The organism is Thalassotalea sp. LPB0316 (genome assembly GCF_014898095.1).
Taxonomy (GTDB): Bacteria; Pseudomonadota; Gammaproteobacteria; order Enterobacterales; family Alteromonadaceae; genus Thalassotalea_G.
Genome location: NZ_CP062946.1, coordinates 1,215,103 through 1,230,729 on the forward strand (window position 1 = coordinate 1,215,103; position 15,627 = coordinate 1,230,729).

The following is a 15,627-nucleotide window of genomic DNA, read 5'->3' on the forward strand; positions in this document are numbered from 1 at the left end:
TAATTATATTGCGTTAAATGATTGCATTTACTGTTCAATTTACCTACAATACGCGACCTTAATTCAGCCTGTATTTTATTGTTCCTTGTCTCAATACTGGTGATGGGCTGAGCCAGATAAGAGACTACAACCGTAAGGAGCTCGTAATGCGTCATTACGAAATCGTATTTATGGTTCACCCTGATCAGAGTGAACAAGTACCAGGTATGATCCAGCGTTATACTGATCTTATCACTGGTGCCGAAGGTCAAATCCACCGTCTTGAAGACTGGGGCCGTCGTCAATTAGCTTACCCAATCAACAAACTACACAAGGCACACTACGTTTTAATGAACGTTGAAGCGCCTCAGTCAGTTATTGATGAGCTAGAAACTTCTTTCCGTTATAACGATGTTGTTATTCGTAACATGATCATGCGCACAAAAGGCGCGGTAACTGAAGCTTCAGCAATGGCTGCTGCTAAAGAAGACCGTCGTGAAGTTAAGAAAGAGGTTACTGAAGCTCCTGCTGCTCCTGCAACTGAAGAAGCTGCAAGCGAAGAATAAGTAATCTGTGGCACACAATAGCCTAACGATGGAAGCCGTGGTGTTTAAAGCACCAAAACTGACATCAAGCCCAGTGGGGATTCACCATTGCCAATTCACTATTGAACACCGTTCAATACAGGTTGAAGCTCAAATGAATCGCCAAGCGTTCGTTAGAATGCAAGTCGTGGCAACAGGTGATTGGTCACAACACTTAACGAGTGAATTAACTGAAGGCAGGCAAATTAGAGTGACCGGTTTTTTAAATCGTCACGAAACAAGAAACGGTAACCCACTTCTTGTTCTGCATGCCCAACAGATTGAAATGATTAATTAGGAGAAATCCCATGTCACGTTTTTTTAGACGTCGTAAGTTCTGCCGCTTCTCAGCGGAAGGTGCTGCGGAAATCGATTACAAAGATATCGCAACACTAAAAAACTATATCACTGAAAGTGGTAAAATTGTTCCTAGCCGTATCACTGGTACAAGTGCTAAATACCAACGTCAACTTGGTCGTGCGATCAAGCGTGCTCGTTACTTAGCATTATTACCTTACACTGATTTACACAAGTAACCTAATAAGGGGTTTTGAAAATGGAAGTAATTCTTCTTGATAAAATCGCCAAATTAGGCGGCCTTGGTGACAAGGTAACAGTTAAGTCTGGCTACGCGCGTAACTTCTTATTACCACAAGGTAAAGCTGTATTCGCATCAAAAGCTAACGTTGAGCACTTTGAAGCTCGTCGTGCTGAATTAGAAGCTAAATTAGCTGAAACTTTAGCTGCTGCTGAAGCTCGTGCTGCTAAGATCGTTGAATTAGCTGAAGTTACTATCGCTTCTAAAGCGGGTGACGAAGGTAAATTATTCGGTTCAATTGGCACAAAAGACATCGCTGATGCAATCACTGCAGCAGGCGTTGAAGTTGCTAAAGCTGAAGTACGTATGCCTTTAGGTACAATCCGTGAAACAGGTGAGTTCGATATCGCAATTCACTTACACACAGATGTAGACACAAGCATCAAAGTAAACGTTATCGCTGAAGCATAATTTTACTTTTATGTTGCTAAAAACACCGCTACCTTTTGGGGCGGTGTTTTTTTATACCTAAATTTTTTACTAGGTACACCGATATAGGTGGGTAAGCAGACCAATTTATCGGTTGTCTTAGTATAAAATGTCCTTGGCTTTGATATTAATTGCTACAATTAATAAACTCCCTTTTTAAAAACTGGTGCGGCATGACACGCTTAGTCAAAAAAACACATAAAAAAGTTTATCACCTGCTGGGTGTGTTTTTGATTGCCGGTTATTTTTTAGCACTGGCCAGTTTTGCTTGGCAAGTGTCAACTCAACAGCAGCAACGTTTTTCTCTGATCGCGGCAATTGCGCCTGATCTCGAACGATTAAATCAAACGCATAGCCTCAATGAAGTACTAGGTCAAAATGTCATTAGCCAGGTTATCCTCCAAGATCGCATTGTCTTTGAACAAACTGCGGGTAGCGAGTGGGTATTAAAACAAATCACTTTGGCACCACAGTTATCAGTTGTTGCTAAGCCGGTTTGGTTTCAAGTCGTTAGCTCACCAATCTTTTGGTTATTGACCTCGGGGTTTGGTCTTTTGTTATTGATAACCGTCAAGCGAAGTTATCAGTTTATTGACAAGGCTTTAGCACATGTCACTGAGATTGAGCACTGGGCGAATTCGGCGATCGTTCAGGGTAATTATCCTGCGGTTACTACAGAGCACCCGATCGGTTATGCGATCAACCATTTGAGAAAGTCGATGTTGCACGCGCAAAATCAAGATAGCTTGTTTGATAAAGCAATTAAAGAAAGCGCATTACTCGACGATGAAACAGGTATTGGCAACAAAGCCTATTTTAATAGCCGTTTGAGCGCCTTAATGGCAGAAGAGGATGTGAGAGGTGCTGTTTACATTATTCAATGCCAAGGCTGCGACACGATACATTCACTATATGGCCATGAGCAGGCTATTCACGTTGTAGAGATGATTATCCAAAGTATTGAGAAACGCTTTGAAAACCGAGCGAACTTTTATCTAGCCCGTTGTCAGGAATACGAACTGGCACTGCTAGTGCCGCATGTATTTGTCAAAGAAGCGGAAAAGCTCGCTCAGCAAATTTTAAAGGGGCTACTCAATATTGTTTTACCGGTAGGCATTAATAAAGATGACTTCTGCCATATTGGCATGAGTTACTTTAAATCTGGCGATAAAGCGTTTCAGGTATTGGCGGAAGCAGATATGGCGCTGAGAACAGCACAGTTACAAGGGCCTTCTCAGTGGTTTATGTACGACGATGGTGAAATTGCTCACGAGAGTGCAAAAGGCTCTTTAAAATGGCGCACCTTCTTAGAAAATGCGATTCGCAACAACAGTTTTGTGATTTTTTTCCAGCCGGTTATTGAGCGCTTTTCAGATAATATTCTCCACCACGAAGTACTCACTAAGGTACGCGATGAAAAAGGCGAGTTGATAAGCGCGCGCGTATTTCTGCCGATGGCGAAAAAATGTGGCTTGTCAGCTCCGATCGATTTACTTGTCTTTAAACAAGTGTGTAAATTATTAACCTACGAGCAAGACAAACAAGACTGTTGCAGTTTAAACCTGAGCGTAGATTCATTATTAGATAAAAGCTTTATTGAAAAGCTGCATTACGAATTAAAACAGTACCCGCAAATTGCGCCTCGATTGATCATTGAAATTAGTGAGTATCAACTGGTTAATCATTTGACTGAACTCAAACCAATTTTATTCAAACTGACCTTGCTAGGGGTTCAGTTACTGGCAGATAAAGTTGGTCAGTATGTGGTCAGCGCTCAATATTTAAAACAACTGCCAATTCGTTACGTCAAATTGCACCGCTCAATTGTGATGAATATCGAACAAAAGCCTGAGAATCAGGTCTTTGTTCAAAGTATGAAAATCTTATGTGAGCCGTTAAAGGTGAAAATGTTTGCACTAGGTGTAGAAGATCAGAATGAGTGGCGAACCTTAACAAAACTCGGTGTTCAAGGTGGTCAAGGGCATTACTTCACCGAGCCTATTGCACAAGTTGCCAAGGCCATTGGTCACTAGTGAGTTTTTTTCGTTCTAATAAGCCATTGATCCCCTGTAAGCCACCAGTATGCAATAACACTATGCGTTGACCTGCTGCAAAATACCCTTGTTCGACCATCGCCATAAAGGCTAATAGCATTTTACCGCTATAAACGGGCTCAAAAGTCACACCAAAATGCCGGTTAAGTGTTGCGAGCTGTTGCGCATCTTCAGCTGAAAATTTTGCGTAACCACCGCGATGAAATTGATGCATTACGTGCCAATTGGTGTATTGCTCGTTTTGATCAGCCAATAGCGTTTGTATTGCTTGATTGAGATACTGCGCGCCTTTTAACACGCAAATGCCGATGATATTGTGATAATTGTTATCGGCTTTAATCAAGCCTGAAATAGTGCCAGCACTCCCTACAGGGGTGATGATAGTATGATAGGGTAATTGTTGGTTAAGCTCAGTGATAACCTCAGCCACGCCTGATAGCGCTAATTCATTAGTTCCCCCTTCAGGTACGATTAAGTAATCGGGGTATTCAGCCTGAAGTTTTGATAGGTAGCTCGCTTGTTGGCGCAAGCGGTATTGCTGACGGTCGACAAAAAGGCACTGCATGCCCCATTGCGCGGCTTGTTTTAAGGTCGCATTGTTTTGGTAGTGAGGCTCGCCTCTAATAATCCCAATTGATTTCAAACTATTTTCGCTACAGGCAAATGCTAGCGCGTGCAAATGATTTGAATAGGCACCGCCAAAGCTCAAAATCCCCGTTTTATCTAGCTGTTTTGCTCGTGCTATGTTGCCGGCTAATTTGCGCCACTTATTACCTGAGATAATCGGGTGGATCAGATCATCGCGTTTGACAAATACGTTAACATTAGCGCGTTCGAATAGCGGGTGAAATAACTGTGTGATAGGGCTTGGTGTCGACATTAAAGGCTATGAAAAAGTTGATCTTTTTACTCCTCTAAGGCTAAAAAAACTTGCGTGAACAAGCGAAAGAGGGATAATGAATACTATGCGATAATAATATTTATAACTATAACAAATCAATGTCTATAAAAATAAGTTCAGACAAATGTTTAGTAAAAATCAGTCGACTCATCAGTTAGGTGTTAGTCTGACCAAGAAAGGCGTTGCCTATTGCCATATCGCTGAAAGAAATATCCAAGATGCTCAAAGACTTAAGTTGGTTGGTGATGATGTCGTCAAATCGCTAAATGTGCTGAGCTCATCACTTGGCCTATCGGGTGAGTGTCGTTTAATCCTCGCGCCTAGCCAGTATCACATGGTGCAAATTGAGCGCCCAAATGTTTCTGAAGACGAAATCAATCAAGCGCTCAAATGGCAAGTAAAAGAGCTGGTTAATATTCCTCCCGACGATATGATTGTTGACTATTTCGACGGACCGGAATTAATTGGTAGTGCGCCGAAATTAAATGTCGTTGTGGCTGCTAAAAGTGAACTGTCGAGCTATGTTAATGAGCTTCATCAAGAAGACATTACTATTTCAGCCATCAGTACTGAGGAGTTTGCCTTTGCACAATTGTTGCCGCCTCAAGACGACGCTCATTTATTGCTTGTGCAGCAGCCAGATGAAGAGTTGGTGATTTTAATTGTCAAACAAGGACAAATGTTTTTCCATCGCCGCTTAAGAGGTTTTAGTGAGATTGCTCAAAAATCGCAAGACGAACTGGCATTTGGCATCATTGATAGTATTAGCCTCGAAATCCAGCGTTCGACAGATTATTTCGAACGCCAATTAAAGCAAGCGCCAATTAAAACGATTAAGGTGTTAATTCCCAACGAAAATGAGAGTTTTATCGCTCGCAAGCTTTCTGAAAATACCAATGTCGCTGTTGAGTTATTTACCTTACCAGAGCCATTTGTTAATTACCGTGAATATGCCGTTACCTTAGGTCTATTTGCTGAGCACGAAGTGGCAGAGCAGCCAGAAGTACAGGACGAAGTGGTATGACGGTAAAAAACACCATTAATTTATTACAGCCAGAACTCTTGCCGAAGCGTCATTTACTGACCTTGCAAAATACTGCAATTGCTTGGCTAGTTGTACTGGTGACTACCTTAAGTACAGGCGTATTTTATTCCTGGCAAGCGCAGCAGCTGCAGGCTCAGAGTAAACAATTAACGAAAGAAAAGCGCCAACTTGCTCAAACGATGGAAACGTTACAAGCACAAATAGCCAAGCACAAAGTCAGTAGTAATTTGTTGGCTAAAAGAGAGCAGTTAAAATTGGTAATGACCAATAAAAATGCGTTATTGGCACAATTAACGGACAGCCAAAAAACAGAAGTGGTCGGTTTTGCTCAAGCGATGACTGAATTGGCTAACTTTCATTCGCGTGATATTAGCTTAGAACGCGCGGTTTTTAATACGAATCACATAAGTTTTAGTGGCTTAGCGAAATCACCAGATGCCGTGCCTCAATGGTTATCAGGTTTTGAAAACTCAAAGCTGTTATCCGGCCAACATTTTAATCATTTCCAATTAGCTGAAAGTGATAATCGCTTGACCAAATTTAGTGTCAGTTCAACGGTGGAAAGTGCCATAGGGTCAGCAGGAGAGTTAAAATGATACAACGCTGGCAACAATACTGCGAAAAGTTTTTAACGATAACACCGCGTGAAAAATATATGATCGTGGCCGTTGGCTTTGTCATTGTCACCTTTTTGCCTTTTACCCTATTTGTTGAGCCAACCTTATTACAGGTCAATAAACACAAGCAGCAAATATCGAAACTCAAACAAGCTAATGGCAACTCAAGATCCTTGATTAATGACATGGAGCTGAAACTCGCCCAAGATCCAAACCTTACGGTTAAGCGTGAAATTGCCCAATATGAGCAAAATATCGCGGCGGTTGATGAGCAATTACTCGCGTTAACTTCCGAGTTAATTGACCCTGTGGCGATGCGCTCGGCGCTAGTTTCCCTCTTAAATATGCACCGTGGCGTGTCACTGCTATCTTTCGAAGTAAAGCCGGCACAGCCCCTCGTGTTAACCCAAATCACTAATGAATCAGAACAGTCAACAACAAGCCAACACTCAGGCTTATACAAGCATGAAATTTCGCTGAGATTGAAAGGTAAGTACTTTGTTTTACGCGACTATTTACAAGAGCTTGAGTCATTGAAATGGAAGTTTTTTTGGCAAAGTTTTGACTATCAACTGGTCGAGTATCCAAACGGTGAGTTAGCAGTAACCTTATATAGTTTGAGTACGCAAAAGGAGTTTTTAGGTGTTTAAAACCACAGTTGCCATCGCGTTACTTTTCAGTTGGAACTTTGCTGCTTTAGCATCCGTTGATCCAACTAAACCTCTATCTGGGGCAAAGCAGTCGAGTACTACCTCATCTCAGCAGTCAATGGTTTTACAGTCTATTATGACGATAGGTGGAGTAAATAAAGCGATTGTCAGCGGAAAGCTGGTTCAAAAAGGAGATACTATTGGCCAGTACCGAGTTATCAGTGTAGAAAAGAAACTTGTTAAATTAGCATCTTCAGATGGTCAAATGACCCTTAAATTGTTTGCAGAATCGGTTAAAAAATAATGAATGAAATAATAAAGAAGTCAGGTATCCACTATTATTTTTGTGCGCTAGTGTTAGCGGGCTGTCAAACCGTGCCAGATGCGCCAACCGACGTCAACAACGCACTAGATGAAGCGATAGCACAAGAAAAATTAAGTCAAGCACCCAAAGCGCTAACGTCAGTGCCAAGTGCGGTTCGCCAAGACTTAATGCAACAAAGTATGCAACAAGCTAGACAAGGTTTACTAGCTGAAAAGCGTTTAGAAATCGCGGCCAGTGGGGTCGATGCGAAACACTTTTTCGCCGCTTTAGTTGAAGACTCACCTTATAGTGTCGCCGTTCATCCTGACGTTGAAGGAACTATTACGTTAAACCTGCAAGATGTCACCATGGAAGAGACCATCGATGTCGTGAAAGAGCTCTACGGTTATGATATTCGCACAAGTGGTAACGTGATTCAGGTATATCCGGCTGGCATGCGGACAGAAACTTTCCCATTAGATTATCTGTTTGTTAAGCGTTTTGGCTTGTCGAGCACCAGTATAAACTCAGGCGGTGTTTCGGAAAATGATCCGAATACCGGCAACAACAATAACAATGCGAACAACAATAACAATACAGGCCGCAATAACAATAACCGCAATAATAACTCGGGTTATGGCTCGAATAACAATAATTCTTCAAGCGGTATCAATATTTACACCGAGAATGAATCAGACTTTTGGACAGAGTTAAAAGATACCTTATTAACACTTGTTGGCGAAGAAGATGGTCGCTCAGTGATTGTTTCTCCGCAAGCAGGCTTGATTACGGTGAGAGCATACCCTGAAGAAATTAAGGCGGTTAAACGCTTTATTGAAGATTCACAAAACCACTTGCGTCGTCAGGTGATTATTGAAGCAAAAATATTAGAAGTGACACTTAATGACGATTTTCAGCAAGGCGTGAAATGGGATAATATTTTTGGTCATATTGGCTCTACTGACTTCTCATTCTCAACCACGGGCAACGTAGTTGGCAATGTGATTTCTGGCGCGATTGGTGGTACAACGTCGATTGGTATTACAAACCCTGACTTCTCTGGAGTTATTGAGTTATTGCAAACCCAAGGTAATGTGCAGGTGCTTTCAAGCCCAAGAATTACCGCAACAAACAACCAAAAAGCCGTGATTAAAGTGGGTGAAGATGAATACTTTGTTACCAATGTATCAAGTACAACGACACCTGAGGTTGATCTAACACCATTTTTCTCTGGTATCGCCCTAGACGTTACCCCGCAAATTAATCAAGATGGCGAAGTTATTTTACACGTTCACCCGTCGGTTACGCTCACCGATGAGCAAGTTAAAACGATTCGCATCAGCGACGAAGATATTATTTTACCGCTAGCACAAAGCAGTGTGCGTGAATCAGATACGATTATTCGTGCGCGCTCAGGTGAAATTGTTGTTATTGGCGGTTTAATTGAAACGCGAAAAATTGATTTAGAGTCTAAAACACCTTTGTTAGGTGATATTCCATTATTAGGCGAAGCTTTTAAGAGTAAAACCCAAACAACACGCAAAAGCGAATTGGTTATCATGTTAAAGCCGACGGTGATTGGTCAAGAAACTTGGACTGATCAGCTTAAAGATGCTCGTCAGCTTTTAAAGCAGTGGTTCCCTGATAGTGAGTAATTGCTAACGTAAGGCAAGCTTATGTACTTGTACCACTTTGGTTTAACGCAATTACCCTTTACGTTAACACCAAACACTAGTTTTTATCTCGGATTAAAGCCTCATCACGAGGCTTTTGCTGTGTTGTTAACGGCGCTAAAAACGGGTGAAGGCTTTATTAAAGTGGTTGGTGAAGTAGGTACTGGCAAAACCTTGTTATGTCGGAAATTACTCAATGAAATCCCTGAGCATTTTGTTACCGCATATATTCCCAACCCTTATTTAAATCCCGACGAGTTGCGACGTGCGGTTGCTAGTGAGCTAGGCGTTAAACAAGCACAGCGAATGAATGCACAATTATTAACGCAACGCATTCAAGAGCGTCTATTAGCCCTGCACCAACAAGGCCATTCAGTGGTGCTCATTTTAGATGAAGCGCAGGCCCTACCAGAAGACAGCCTAGAAGCGCTTCGCCTGTTTACCAACTTAGAAACAGAATCACGTAAACTGTTGCAAGTCGTTTTATTTGCCCAGCCGGAGTTAGATCAGCGCTTGGCCACTACTCAATTTAGACAATTGCGTCAGCGCATTACGTTCTCTTATCAGCTAAGGGCGATGAATGTTGAAGAAGTAGAGCACTATGTGCAACACAGGATGCAAATTGCCGGCTATAAAGGGCCACAACTGTTCCAGCGTCGACTCGTTAAAAAGTTGACTAAAGCAAGTAAGGGTATTCCCCGCTTGGTCAATATTTTGTGTCATAAAATGTTGATGCTTGCCTACGGCGAGGGCAAACATGTTATCACTAACAAGCATTTGGCGTTGGCGGTAAAAGATACTGAAGATGCCAAATTAAGCATTTGGTCTCGCTACGGCGTACATTTTTCAGTGGTCGTTTTGATGCTCGCCGTTAGTGCCGGTGTTTGGCCATTTTTAGGAGTAATCTAGTTGAGTGTTATCAATCAAATGTTAAAGGATTTAGATGAGCGCAAGCCTGAGCAGCTCTCCCCAGCTCAAGGTCATCAAGTGCCGATAACACCCGCGAAAAAGCCAGTTAGCTTAGTTTTTGTTGTCATTACTTTGTTGTTACTTAACGCCGTGGGTTGGTTTATTTATCAACTTTATCAAGAAAACAAAGCGTTAAAGGCTAATGCATCTGAACAACAGCAGGTGTTAGCAAATCGTGCTGAGCAGCCACAACCGCGTAGCCATTCAAGTACATCAAACGCTCATAACTCACAAACTATCGTCGAGCCCAATAGTCAGCAAGAAGTTAATAGCGAAAGCCACATAACTATTGCTGAGCAGCCAAAAACGATAAAAGCTGCTCATTTAGCCAATCAAAAAAACGCGCCTGAGCAAATTGCAACGCCGCAAGTTAATGCGGCTGCAAGTGAGCCAGCGGTACAACAAGCGCAATTACCCGAAGAAACCTTACCCGAGCGCGAGTATCAGCCTGCCATAGTTAAACAAGCCGAGCCTAGTCAGCCTCCGTCATTAACCGTTGCGCGCAAAAAACTCACTAGCGAACAATTACTCGAGCGAAAATTGGCGCAAGCAGAAAAAGCGATTGCTAATAATGAATTAGCGAAAGCGGAAGGCTTTTATGAGGAAGCCCTGATACTCGATCAAGATCAAGCTGAGGTGCGAAAACAACTGGCTGCCCTTTGGTATGGCCGCAAAGCTTATCAAGCGGCCTTAAATTTATTACATCAAGGCAGTGCGATCGATTATAACAACAGCGAGTTTCGCTTAATGAAAGCCCGTATATACTTAACTATGGGTCAAGCTAGCAACGCGCTCTCGGAATTACTGACGTTAAAAGATGTTAATAGTGTTGAGTACCAAGCAATGATCGCTAGCACTGCGCAAGAGCTTCAACAGTATCAGCAAGCTATCGAGGCTTATCAGCAGTTAACCCGACTGCAGCCACACGATGGTCGTTGGTGGTTAGGCTTAGCCATTGCTTACGACACCAATGCGACCTTTGACCTAGCAAAAGATGCCTATAAAAACGCAATATCTTTATCGGGAATTTCTGACTCTTCCATGGCATTTGCGCGTCAACGATTACAAGAATTAGGAGAATAATATGGCGGCACCAAAACTAAAAATGCGCTTGGGCGATTTGTTAGTACATGAACATATCATTACTAACGAGCAGCTTATGCAGGCATTAAACAGCCAAAAATCTACTGGCCGTAAGTTAGGTGATACCCTGATCGAGCTTGGTTACATCGGTGAACGTCAACTGCTTGAATTTTTGGCGCAACAATTAGATGTTCCGTTCTTAGATATCAGTCAGCGCCGCATTCCCAACGAGGTTGCTAAACTTTTACCGGAAGTACATGCACGGCGTTTAAGGGCAATTATTATCGAAGATAAAGGTGCTAGCGTTGTTATCGGTATGAGTGATCCCGCTGACTTAAATGGCTTAGATCAGTTAGAACAGTTATTGTCACCAAAACGTATCGAGTTGGCGGTAGTCATGGAGTCACAGCTTTATGATGCCTTTGATTCTCTTTATCGTAGAACGGCAGATATAGAGTCGTTTGCTAGTCAGCTCGAAGAAGAGTATACCCAAACAACAGATTTTGATTTAGGAAGTAACTTTTTAGACGATGGCGGTGATGCAACCGTTGGCAAACTCTTACAATCGGTATTTGAAGATGCCGTACAAATGCGAGCTTCTGATATTCATATTGAGCCTGATGAAAAGAGTTTGCGAATTCGTCAACGTATCGATGGCGTATTACAAGAAAATGTCTTAAAAGAAAACAAGATTGCCTCAGCCGTTGCTTTGCGCTTAAAACTCATGGCGGGCTTAGATATTTCTGAAAAGCGTTTGCCGCAAGATGGTCGTTTTAATTTGCAAATTAAAGGCCACAGTGTTGATGTGCGGATGTCGACTATGCCAGTGCAGTACGGTGAATCGGTGGTTATGCGTTTACTTGATCAAAGTGCTGGTTTGCTGTCGTTTGATGAAACGGGTATGCCAAAAGATTTAGTTGAGCGCTTGCGCCATCAAATTACTCGTCCACACGGAATGGTCTTGGTAACAGGGCCAACGGGTAGCGGTAAAACAACCACACTTTACGCCGCACTCAGTGAGCTAAACCAATCTACTAAAAAAATTATTACTGTTGAAGATCCGGTGGAATATCGCTTACCTCGGGTCAATCAGGTACAGGTTAATTCAAAAATTAATTTAAATTTTTCTGATGTTTTACGCACCGCGTTACGTCAAGATCCCGATATCATCATGGTGGGTGAGATGCGTGACCATGAAACCGTTGAAATTGGTCTTCGAGGCGCGATCACCGGTCACTTAGTGTTATCAACTTTGCATACCAATGATGCCATCACCAGTGCCTTGCGTTTAATCGATATGGGGGCTGCGGGCTTCTTAGTCGGTAGTTCACTGCGAGCCGTTATTGCTCAACGTCTAGTTCGCCGCGTGTGTGATAGCTGTAGCGCCGATCACAAACCAGAGCCTCAAGAGTTATTTTGGTTGAAAAACCTCGTTGGCAATGATGTTGATAGCATGACTTTTAAGAAGGGACACGGTTGTCAAACCTGCCAATATACCGGTTATCGCGGCCGAATCGGTGTCTTTGAATTACTTGAAATGAATGAGCCGATGATGGCAGCCTTAAAGCGCGACGACGCGGAAGCTTTTACTGAGCTAGCAAAGAAAAATCCAACGTTCAAACCGTTAGCTTTAGCCGCTTTTGATTATGCAGTACAAGGTATTACAAGTGTTGAAGAAGTGCTACGCTTAGTAGAAACCGTAGAGGTGGCAGGTTAGTAGATGGCAGCATATGAATACATAGGTCGAGATGGCAGTGGCGCTCAGGTTAAAGGCGTCATTGATGCTGCCAATGCTGGTGCCGCCGCTGAACAATTGTCTCGTCAGCGCATTACGCCAATCGCGATCAATGAAAAAGCGCAAGCGGCAGCATCGGCTAATATTGATATTGGCGATTTACTTGGTTTTGATCCGGTCTCTTTAGACGAGCTCATCGTCTTTTGTCGGCAAATGTATGCCTTGATGAAATCCGGTGTACCTATCTTACGCGCTATTAATGGGCTAAGCGAGTCAGCGACCTCGGATAAACTGCGCGACGTCTTAAAAGAGGTAGCAAAAGAGCTAGAAAATGGCTATGCCTTATCATCAGCGTTAAACAAACATCCTCGATTTTTTTCATCGTTGTTTGTCGCATTAATTCACGTTGGTGAAAATACGGGTAAATTAGACGAGTCTTTCATGCAACTTGCTAGTTATTTCGAACGTGAGCAAGAAACCAAAAAGCGGATTAAAACAGCCATTCGCTATCCATCTTTCGTGTTAGCCGCGATCGCGATTGCCTTGGTGATTTTAAATATTTTCGTGATCCCAACCTTCGCCAACATGTTTACAAAGCTTGGCGCTGAGCTACCTTGGGCAACCAAAGCGTTAATTACAAGCTCAAACTTTTTCTTAAACTATTGGCCTCATATGTTATTTGTTTTGGTGGCAGGCTTTTTTGGTATGCGCAATTACCTAAAAACCAAGCAGGGACGTTATGCATGGGACAAGCGAAAAACTAAAATGCCCATTGCCGGAGATATTATCGAGCGCTCTATTTTATCGCGCTTCTCCCATAGCTTCGCCATTGTCTTAAATGCAGGCGTACCAATGACCACGGGCTTATCACTGGTTGCTGATGCCGTTGACAATGCCTTTATGAGAGAAAAGATATTAGCGATGCGCTCAGCCATTGAAAGTGGTGAAAGTTTGTTGCGTTCGGCAGCAACGAGTCAATTATTTACGCCGTTAGTGTTGCAGATGATAGCGGTTGGTGAAGAAACGGGGCGAATAGATGAGTTACTTGCCGAAGTGGGTGACTATTACGAGCGAGAAGTTGATTACGATTTAAGTATGTTAACCGCACGTATTGAGCCGATTATGATTGGTATTGTTGCTGGTATGGTACTTATTTTAGCCCTAGGTATTTTTACACCGATGTGGGATATGATGTCGGCTTTCCAAGGTCGTTAATGATGGCTGGTGAACTTGCAACCCAAAAAAAAGAAACGTGGCTGAGTGAGTTCATGCTCATTATTGCGGTTATCGGTATACTTGTTGCAAGTTTTATTAAGTATTTTGGCAAAAACGAAGACGACTTTAATCACGCAGGGCTCAAGCGAATGGCCAATACCTTCTCGAGTAAGGTTAATTTAGTGCACGGCCAGTGGTTAATGGATGATCAACCCTCGATTGTTAGGCTGAGAACCAAAGATGTTGATGGCAACGACATCATTGAGTTAATTCATGTCAATAACAAAGGGTGGATAGCCAGTCGCAGTCGACAACTAGATTGTTTTGATATTTGGCAGCAGGCAATGGATACCCCGCTCAATTTTATGAATGAAACGATCGCCGTGATCGTGCTCAATCGACATGATGAAAATGAGCAAGTGTGCCGTTACGCGTTATCGACAGGCAGTTATTTAGAGTATTCACCGAAAACTGGCCAGGTGGTTACCGTAAAGAATTCGAGCTAGTTAACCTTGCTTAAAACAGTTGTAATAAGTTGTAACTTGGTTAATTTATAAGTGACTTATCTAATATTAAGTTGCTAGAATGTAATTATTATTATTGATTAGAGGTAGTTATGAGAAAACAAAGTGGTTTTACCCTCATCGAGTTAGTAGTTGTCGTTGTTATCCTAGGCTTTTTGGCTGTGACTGCGATCCCTAAATTTATCGACTTAACCGACCAAGCTAAGCAAGCTAATATTGAAGGTATGGCGGGTGGCTTCGCAACGGGTGTTTCGCTTGTTCGCGCACAATGGGAAGCGGAAGGTCGTCCACAAAATTCGAGCGGTCAAAACGGCGTAACCTATGACGGTATTCCTTTGGTATTAACTACTGAGAATCAAGCTAATGGTATTCGCCCTGGCTATGTAACAGGTTTAACCGATGGTGCAACTTTAGGCGGCGGTTTTGATGCAAACAACTGTGAAGAAATTTGGTTAAATATTTTGCAACAGCCTCCTGGTGTAACAACTGATATTAACACCTTGAATAACGACAGCTCGATTAACTACTTCGTTAGTAAAAGCGGTACTTCACAAACCTCGACTTGTCACTATTATTTAAAAGAAAGCTTGAATCGAGACAGTAATGGCCAATGGGAAAACCCAAGTAATAGTACCTCGGTGGGCAACAGCTTTACTTATGCACCAGCAACGAACACTGTTGTGATCCATATTAACCAACAATAATGATTAAAATTTCCAAAAAAAGGATATAAAAGATGAAAAATATTCAACGCCAAGCAGGTTTTACCCTGATTGAACTTGTGGTCGTTATCGTAATTCTTGGTATTTTAGCAGCAACAGCCGCGCCAAAATTTATCGATTTACAAGACGATGCTAAAACAGCAACCTTGCAAGCGATTAAAGGGTCAATGGAAAGTGCTGCTACCTTAGTACAGTCTAAATCATTGATTGCAGGTAATGAGAAAGCTGCAACTGGCACAGTAACCGTTAATTCAGCAACACTCAATATTGTTTATGGTTATCCTCGTGATTCAGTTGTGGCCGATTGGACAGATCAATTATTAGATATTGATACAGCAGAGTTTGAAGTGTTATTAGCTGACGGTGGCAATGGTATTTATGTTGTACCGGCTGGCAGTGCACCATCATCAGGTGATCCTTCTGAATGCTTTGTGCTATATACGCAAGCTACAGCATCAGGTAGCCCTGTAGTTGTTGAACGTCCAGTTATCAGCCTTGATGAGTGCTAATTTAAAATAATTATCAACGAGGAGTTTGCGCTCCTC

General features: G+C 42.4%; 18 protein-coding genes. 17 read left to right on the plus strand and 1 reads right to left on the minus strand.

Going from position 1 to position 15,627, the window contains the following annotated elements; all coding sequences use genetic code 11:
• The first annotated feature begins 146 nt into the window (after positions 1 to 146).
• The 5 genes from rpsF (at position 147) to LP316_RS05410 (ending at position 3,623) form a co-directional block, all read left to right on the plus strand.
• Entirely contained in the window at positions 147 to 545 is a 399-nt protein-coding gene (gene rpsF / locus LP316_RS05390) for a 30S ribosomal protein S6 (RefSeq protein ID WP_193023111.1), read from the plus strand.
• A gap of 28 nt (positions 546 to 573) precedes the next feature.
• Positions 574 to 861 carry a primosomal replication protein N gene (gene priB, locus LP316_RS05395; protein ID WP_193023816.1) on the plus strand — a complete coding sequence of 96 codons (288 nt, stop codon included), beginning with the start codon at positions 574 to 576 and terminating at the stop codon, positions 859 to 861.
• A 10-nt stretch (positions 862 to 871) separates the two neighbouring features.
• A complete protein-coding gene (gene rpsR, locus LP316_RS05400; RefSeq protein ID WP_193023113.1) occupies positions 872 to 1,099 on the plus strand; it encodes a 30S ribosomal protein S18 in 228 nt (75 codons plus the stop codon).
• A gap of 20 nt (positions 1,100 to 1,119) precedes the next feature.
• Positions 1,120 to 1,572, plus strand: coding sequence for a 50S ribosomal protein L9 (rplI, locus tag LP316_RS05405; protein ID WP_193023115.1), 453 nt, complete (start codon positions 1,120 to 1,122; stop codon positions 1,570 to 1,572).
• 191 nt (positions 1,573 to 1,763) lie between these two features.
• Entirely contained in the window at positions 1,764 to 3,623 is a 1,860-nt protein-coding gene (locus LP316_RS05410) for an EAL domain-containing protein (protein ID WP_193023117.1), read from the plus strand.
• Here the strand turns inward: LP316_RS05410 and LP316_RS05415 are convergent.
• The gene (locus LP316_RS05415; RefSeq protein WP_193023119.1) at positions 3,589 to 4,524 is read right to left on the minus strand and encodes a 1-aminocyclopropane-1-carboxylate deaminase/D-cysteine desulfhydrase; all 936 of its coding nucleotides are present in this window, start codon (positions 4,522 to 4,524) and stop codon (positions 3,589 to 3,591) included. The genes LP316_RS05410 and LP316_RS05415 overlap by 35 nt on opposite strands.
• Before the next feature lie 145 nt (positions 4,525 to 4,669).
• Between LP316_RS05415 and LP316_RS05420 the strand changes: the two genes are divergently transcribed.
• From LP316_RS05420 to LP316_RS16115, 12 genes are all read left to right on the plus strand, one after another.
• Positions 4,670 to 5,569, plus strand: a complete 900-nt coding sequence (locus LP316_RS05420; protein WP_193023121.1) for a hypothetical protein — start codon at positions 4,670 to 4,672, stop codon at positions 5,567 to 5,569.
• Complete coding sequence (locus LP316_RS05425) at positions 5,566 to 6,186, plus strand: PilN domain-containing protein (RefSeq protein WP_193023123.1); 621 nt, start codon at positions 5,566 to 5,568, stop codon at positions 6,184 to 6,186. Before LP316_RS05420 ends, LP316_RS05425 begins: the two co-directional genes overlap by 4 nt.
• Entirely contained in the window at positions 6,183 to 6,857 is a 675-nt protein-coding gene (locus LP316_RS05430; protein ID WP_193023125.1) for a hypothetical protein, read from the plus strand. Before LP316_RS05425 ends, LP316_RS05430 begins: the two co-directional genes overlap by 4 nt.
• The gene (locus tag LP316_RS05435; RefSeq protein ID WP_193023127.1) at positions 6,850 to 7,161 is read left to right on the plus strand and encodes a hypothetical protein; all 312 of its coding nucleotides are present in this window, start codon (positions 6,850 to 6,852) and stop codon (positions 7,159 to 7,161) included. Before LP316_RS05430 ends, LP316_RS05435 begins: the two co-directional genes overlap by 8 nt.
• On the plus strand, positions 7,161 to 8,816 hold the full coding sequence (mshL, locus tag LP316_RS05440; RefSeq protein WP_193023129.1) for a pilus (MSHA type) biogenesis protein MshL: 1,656 nt from the start codon (positions 7,161 to 7,163) through the stop codon (positions 8,814 to 8,816). The genes LP316_RS05435 and mshL overlap by 1 nt, the downstream gene beginning before the upstream one ends.
• A 21-nt stretch (positions 8,817 to 8,837) precedes the next feature.
• A complete protein-coding gene (locus tag LP316_RS05445; protein ID WP_193023131.1) occupies positions 8,838 to 9,743 on the plus strand; it encodes an ExeA family protein in 906 nt (301 codons plus the stop codon).
• Positions 9,744 to 10,886 (plus strand): tetratricopeptide repeat protein, encoded by a 1,143-nt coding sequence (locus LP316_RS05450; protein WP_193023133.1) that lies wholly within the window; start codon positions 9,744 to 9,746, stop codon positions 10,884 to 10,886.
• Between the two features lies 1 nt (position 10,887).
• On the plus strand, positions 10,888 to 12,603 hold the full coding sequence (locus LP316_RS05455; protein WP_193023135.1) for a GspE/PulE family protein: 1,716 nt from the start codon (positions 10,888 to 10,890) through the stop codon (positions 12,601 to 12,603).
• A gap of 3 nt (positions 12,604 to 12,606) precedes the next feature.
• A complete protein-coding gene (locus LP316_RS05460; protein WP_193023137.1) occupies positions 12,607 to 13,836 on the plus strand; it encodes a type II secretion system F family protein in 1,230 nt (409 codons plus the stop codon).
• Between the two features lie 2 nt (positions 13,837 to 13,838).
• The gene (locus LP316_RS05465; RefSeq protein ID WP_193023139.1) at positions 13,839 to 14,342 is read left to right on the plus strand and encodes a hypothetical protein; all 504 of its coding nucleotides are present in this window, start codon (positions 13,839 to 13,841) and stop codon (positions 14,340 to 14,342) included.
• 110 nt (positions 14,343 to 14,452) lie between these two features.
• Complete coding sequence (locus tag LP316_RS16110; RefSeq protein WP_193023141.1) at positions 14,453 to 15,064, plus strand: type II secretion system protein; 612 nt, start codon at positions 14,453 to 14,455, stop codon at positions 15,062 to 15,064.
• A gap of 32 nt (positions 15,065 to 15,096) precedes the next feature.
• Positions 15,097 to 15,591: a type II secretion system protein gene (locus tag LP316_RS16115; protein ID WP_193023143.1), complete on the plus strand. Its 495-nt coding sequence runs from the start codon at positions 15,097 to 15,099 to the stop codon at positions 15,589 to 15,591.
• The last annotated feature ends 36 nt before the right edge of the window (positions 15,592 to 15,627 follow it).

Bases quoted from the DNA above. Each gene is read 5' to 3' on its own strand.
- rpsF (WP_193023111.1), top strand. From the start codon at position 147: ATGCGTCATTACGAAATCGTATTTATGGTTCACCCTGATCAGAGTGAA.
- priB (WP_193023816.1), top strand. From the start codon at position 574: ATGGAAGCCGTGGTGTTTAAAGCACCAAAACTGACATCAAGCCCAGTG.
- rpsR (WP_193023113.1), top strand. From the start codon at position 872: ATGTCACGTTTTTTTAGACGTCGTAAGTTCTGCCGCTTCTCAGCGGAA.
- rplI (WP_193023115.1), top strand. From the start codon at position 1,120: ATGGAAGTAATTCTTCTTGATAAAATCGCCAAATTAGGCGGCCTTGGT.
- LP316_RS05410 (WP_193023117.1), top strand. From the start codon at position 1,764: ATGACACGCTTAGTCAAAAAAACACATAAAAAAGTTTATCACCTGCTG.
- LP316_RS05415 (WP_193023119.1), bottom strand. From the start codon at position 4,524: ATGTCGACACCAAGCCCTATCACACAGTTATTTCACCCGCTATTCGAA.
- LP316_RS05420 (WP_193023121.1), top strand. From the start codon at position 4,670: ATGTTTAGTAAAAATCAGTCGACTCATCAGTTAGGTGTTAGTCTGACC.
- LP316_RS05425 (WP_193023123.1), top strand. From the start codon at position 5,566: ATGACGGTAAAAAACACCATTAATTTATTACAGCCAGAACTCTTGCCG.
- LP316_RS05430 (WP_193023125.1), top strand. From the start codon at position 6,183: ATGATACAACGCTGGCAACAATACTGCGAAAAGTTTTTAACGATAACA.
- mshL (WP_193023129.1), top strand. From the start codon at position 7,161: ATGAATGAAATAATAAAGAAGTCAGGTATCCACTATTATTTTTGTGCG.
- LP316_RS05445 (WP_193023131.1), top strand. From the start codon at position 8,838: ATGTACTTGTACCACTTTGGTTTAACGCAATTACCCTTTACGTTAACA.
- LP316_RS05455 (WP_193023135.1), top strand. From the start codon at position 10,888: ATGGCGGCACCAAAACTAAAAATGCGCTTGGGCGATTTGTTAGTACAT.
- LP316_RS05460 (WP_193023137.1), top strand. From the start codon at position 12,607: ATGGCAGCATATGAATACATAGGTCGAGATGGCAGTGGCGCTCAGGTT.
- LP316_RS05465 (WP_193023139.1), top strand. From the start codon at position 13,839: ATGGCTGGTGAACTTGCAACCCAAAAAAAAGAAACGTGGCTGAGTGAG.
- LP316_RS16110 (WP_193023141.1), top strand. From the start codon at position 14,453: ATGAGAAAACAAAGTGGTTTTACCCTCATCGAGTTAGTAGTTGTCGTT.
- LP316_RS16115 (WP_193023143.1), top strand. From the start codon at position 15,097: ATGAAAAATATTCAACGCCAAGCAGGTTTTACCCTGATTGAACTTGTG.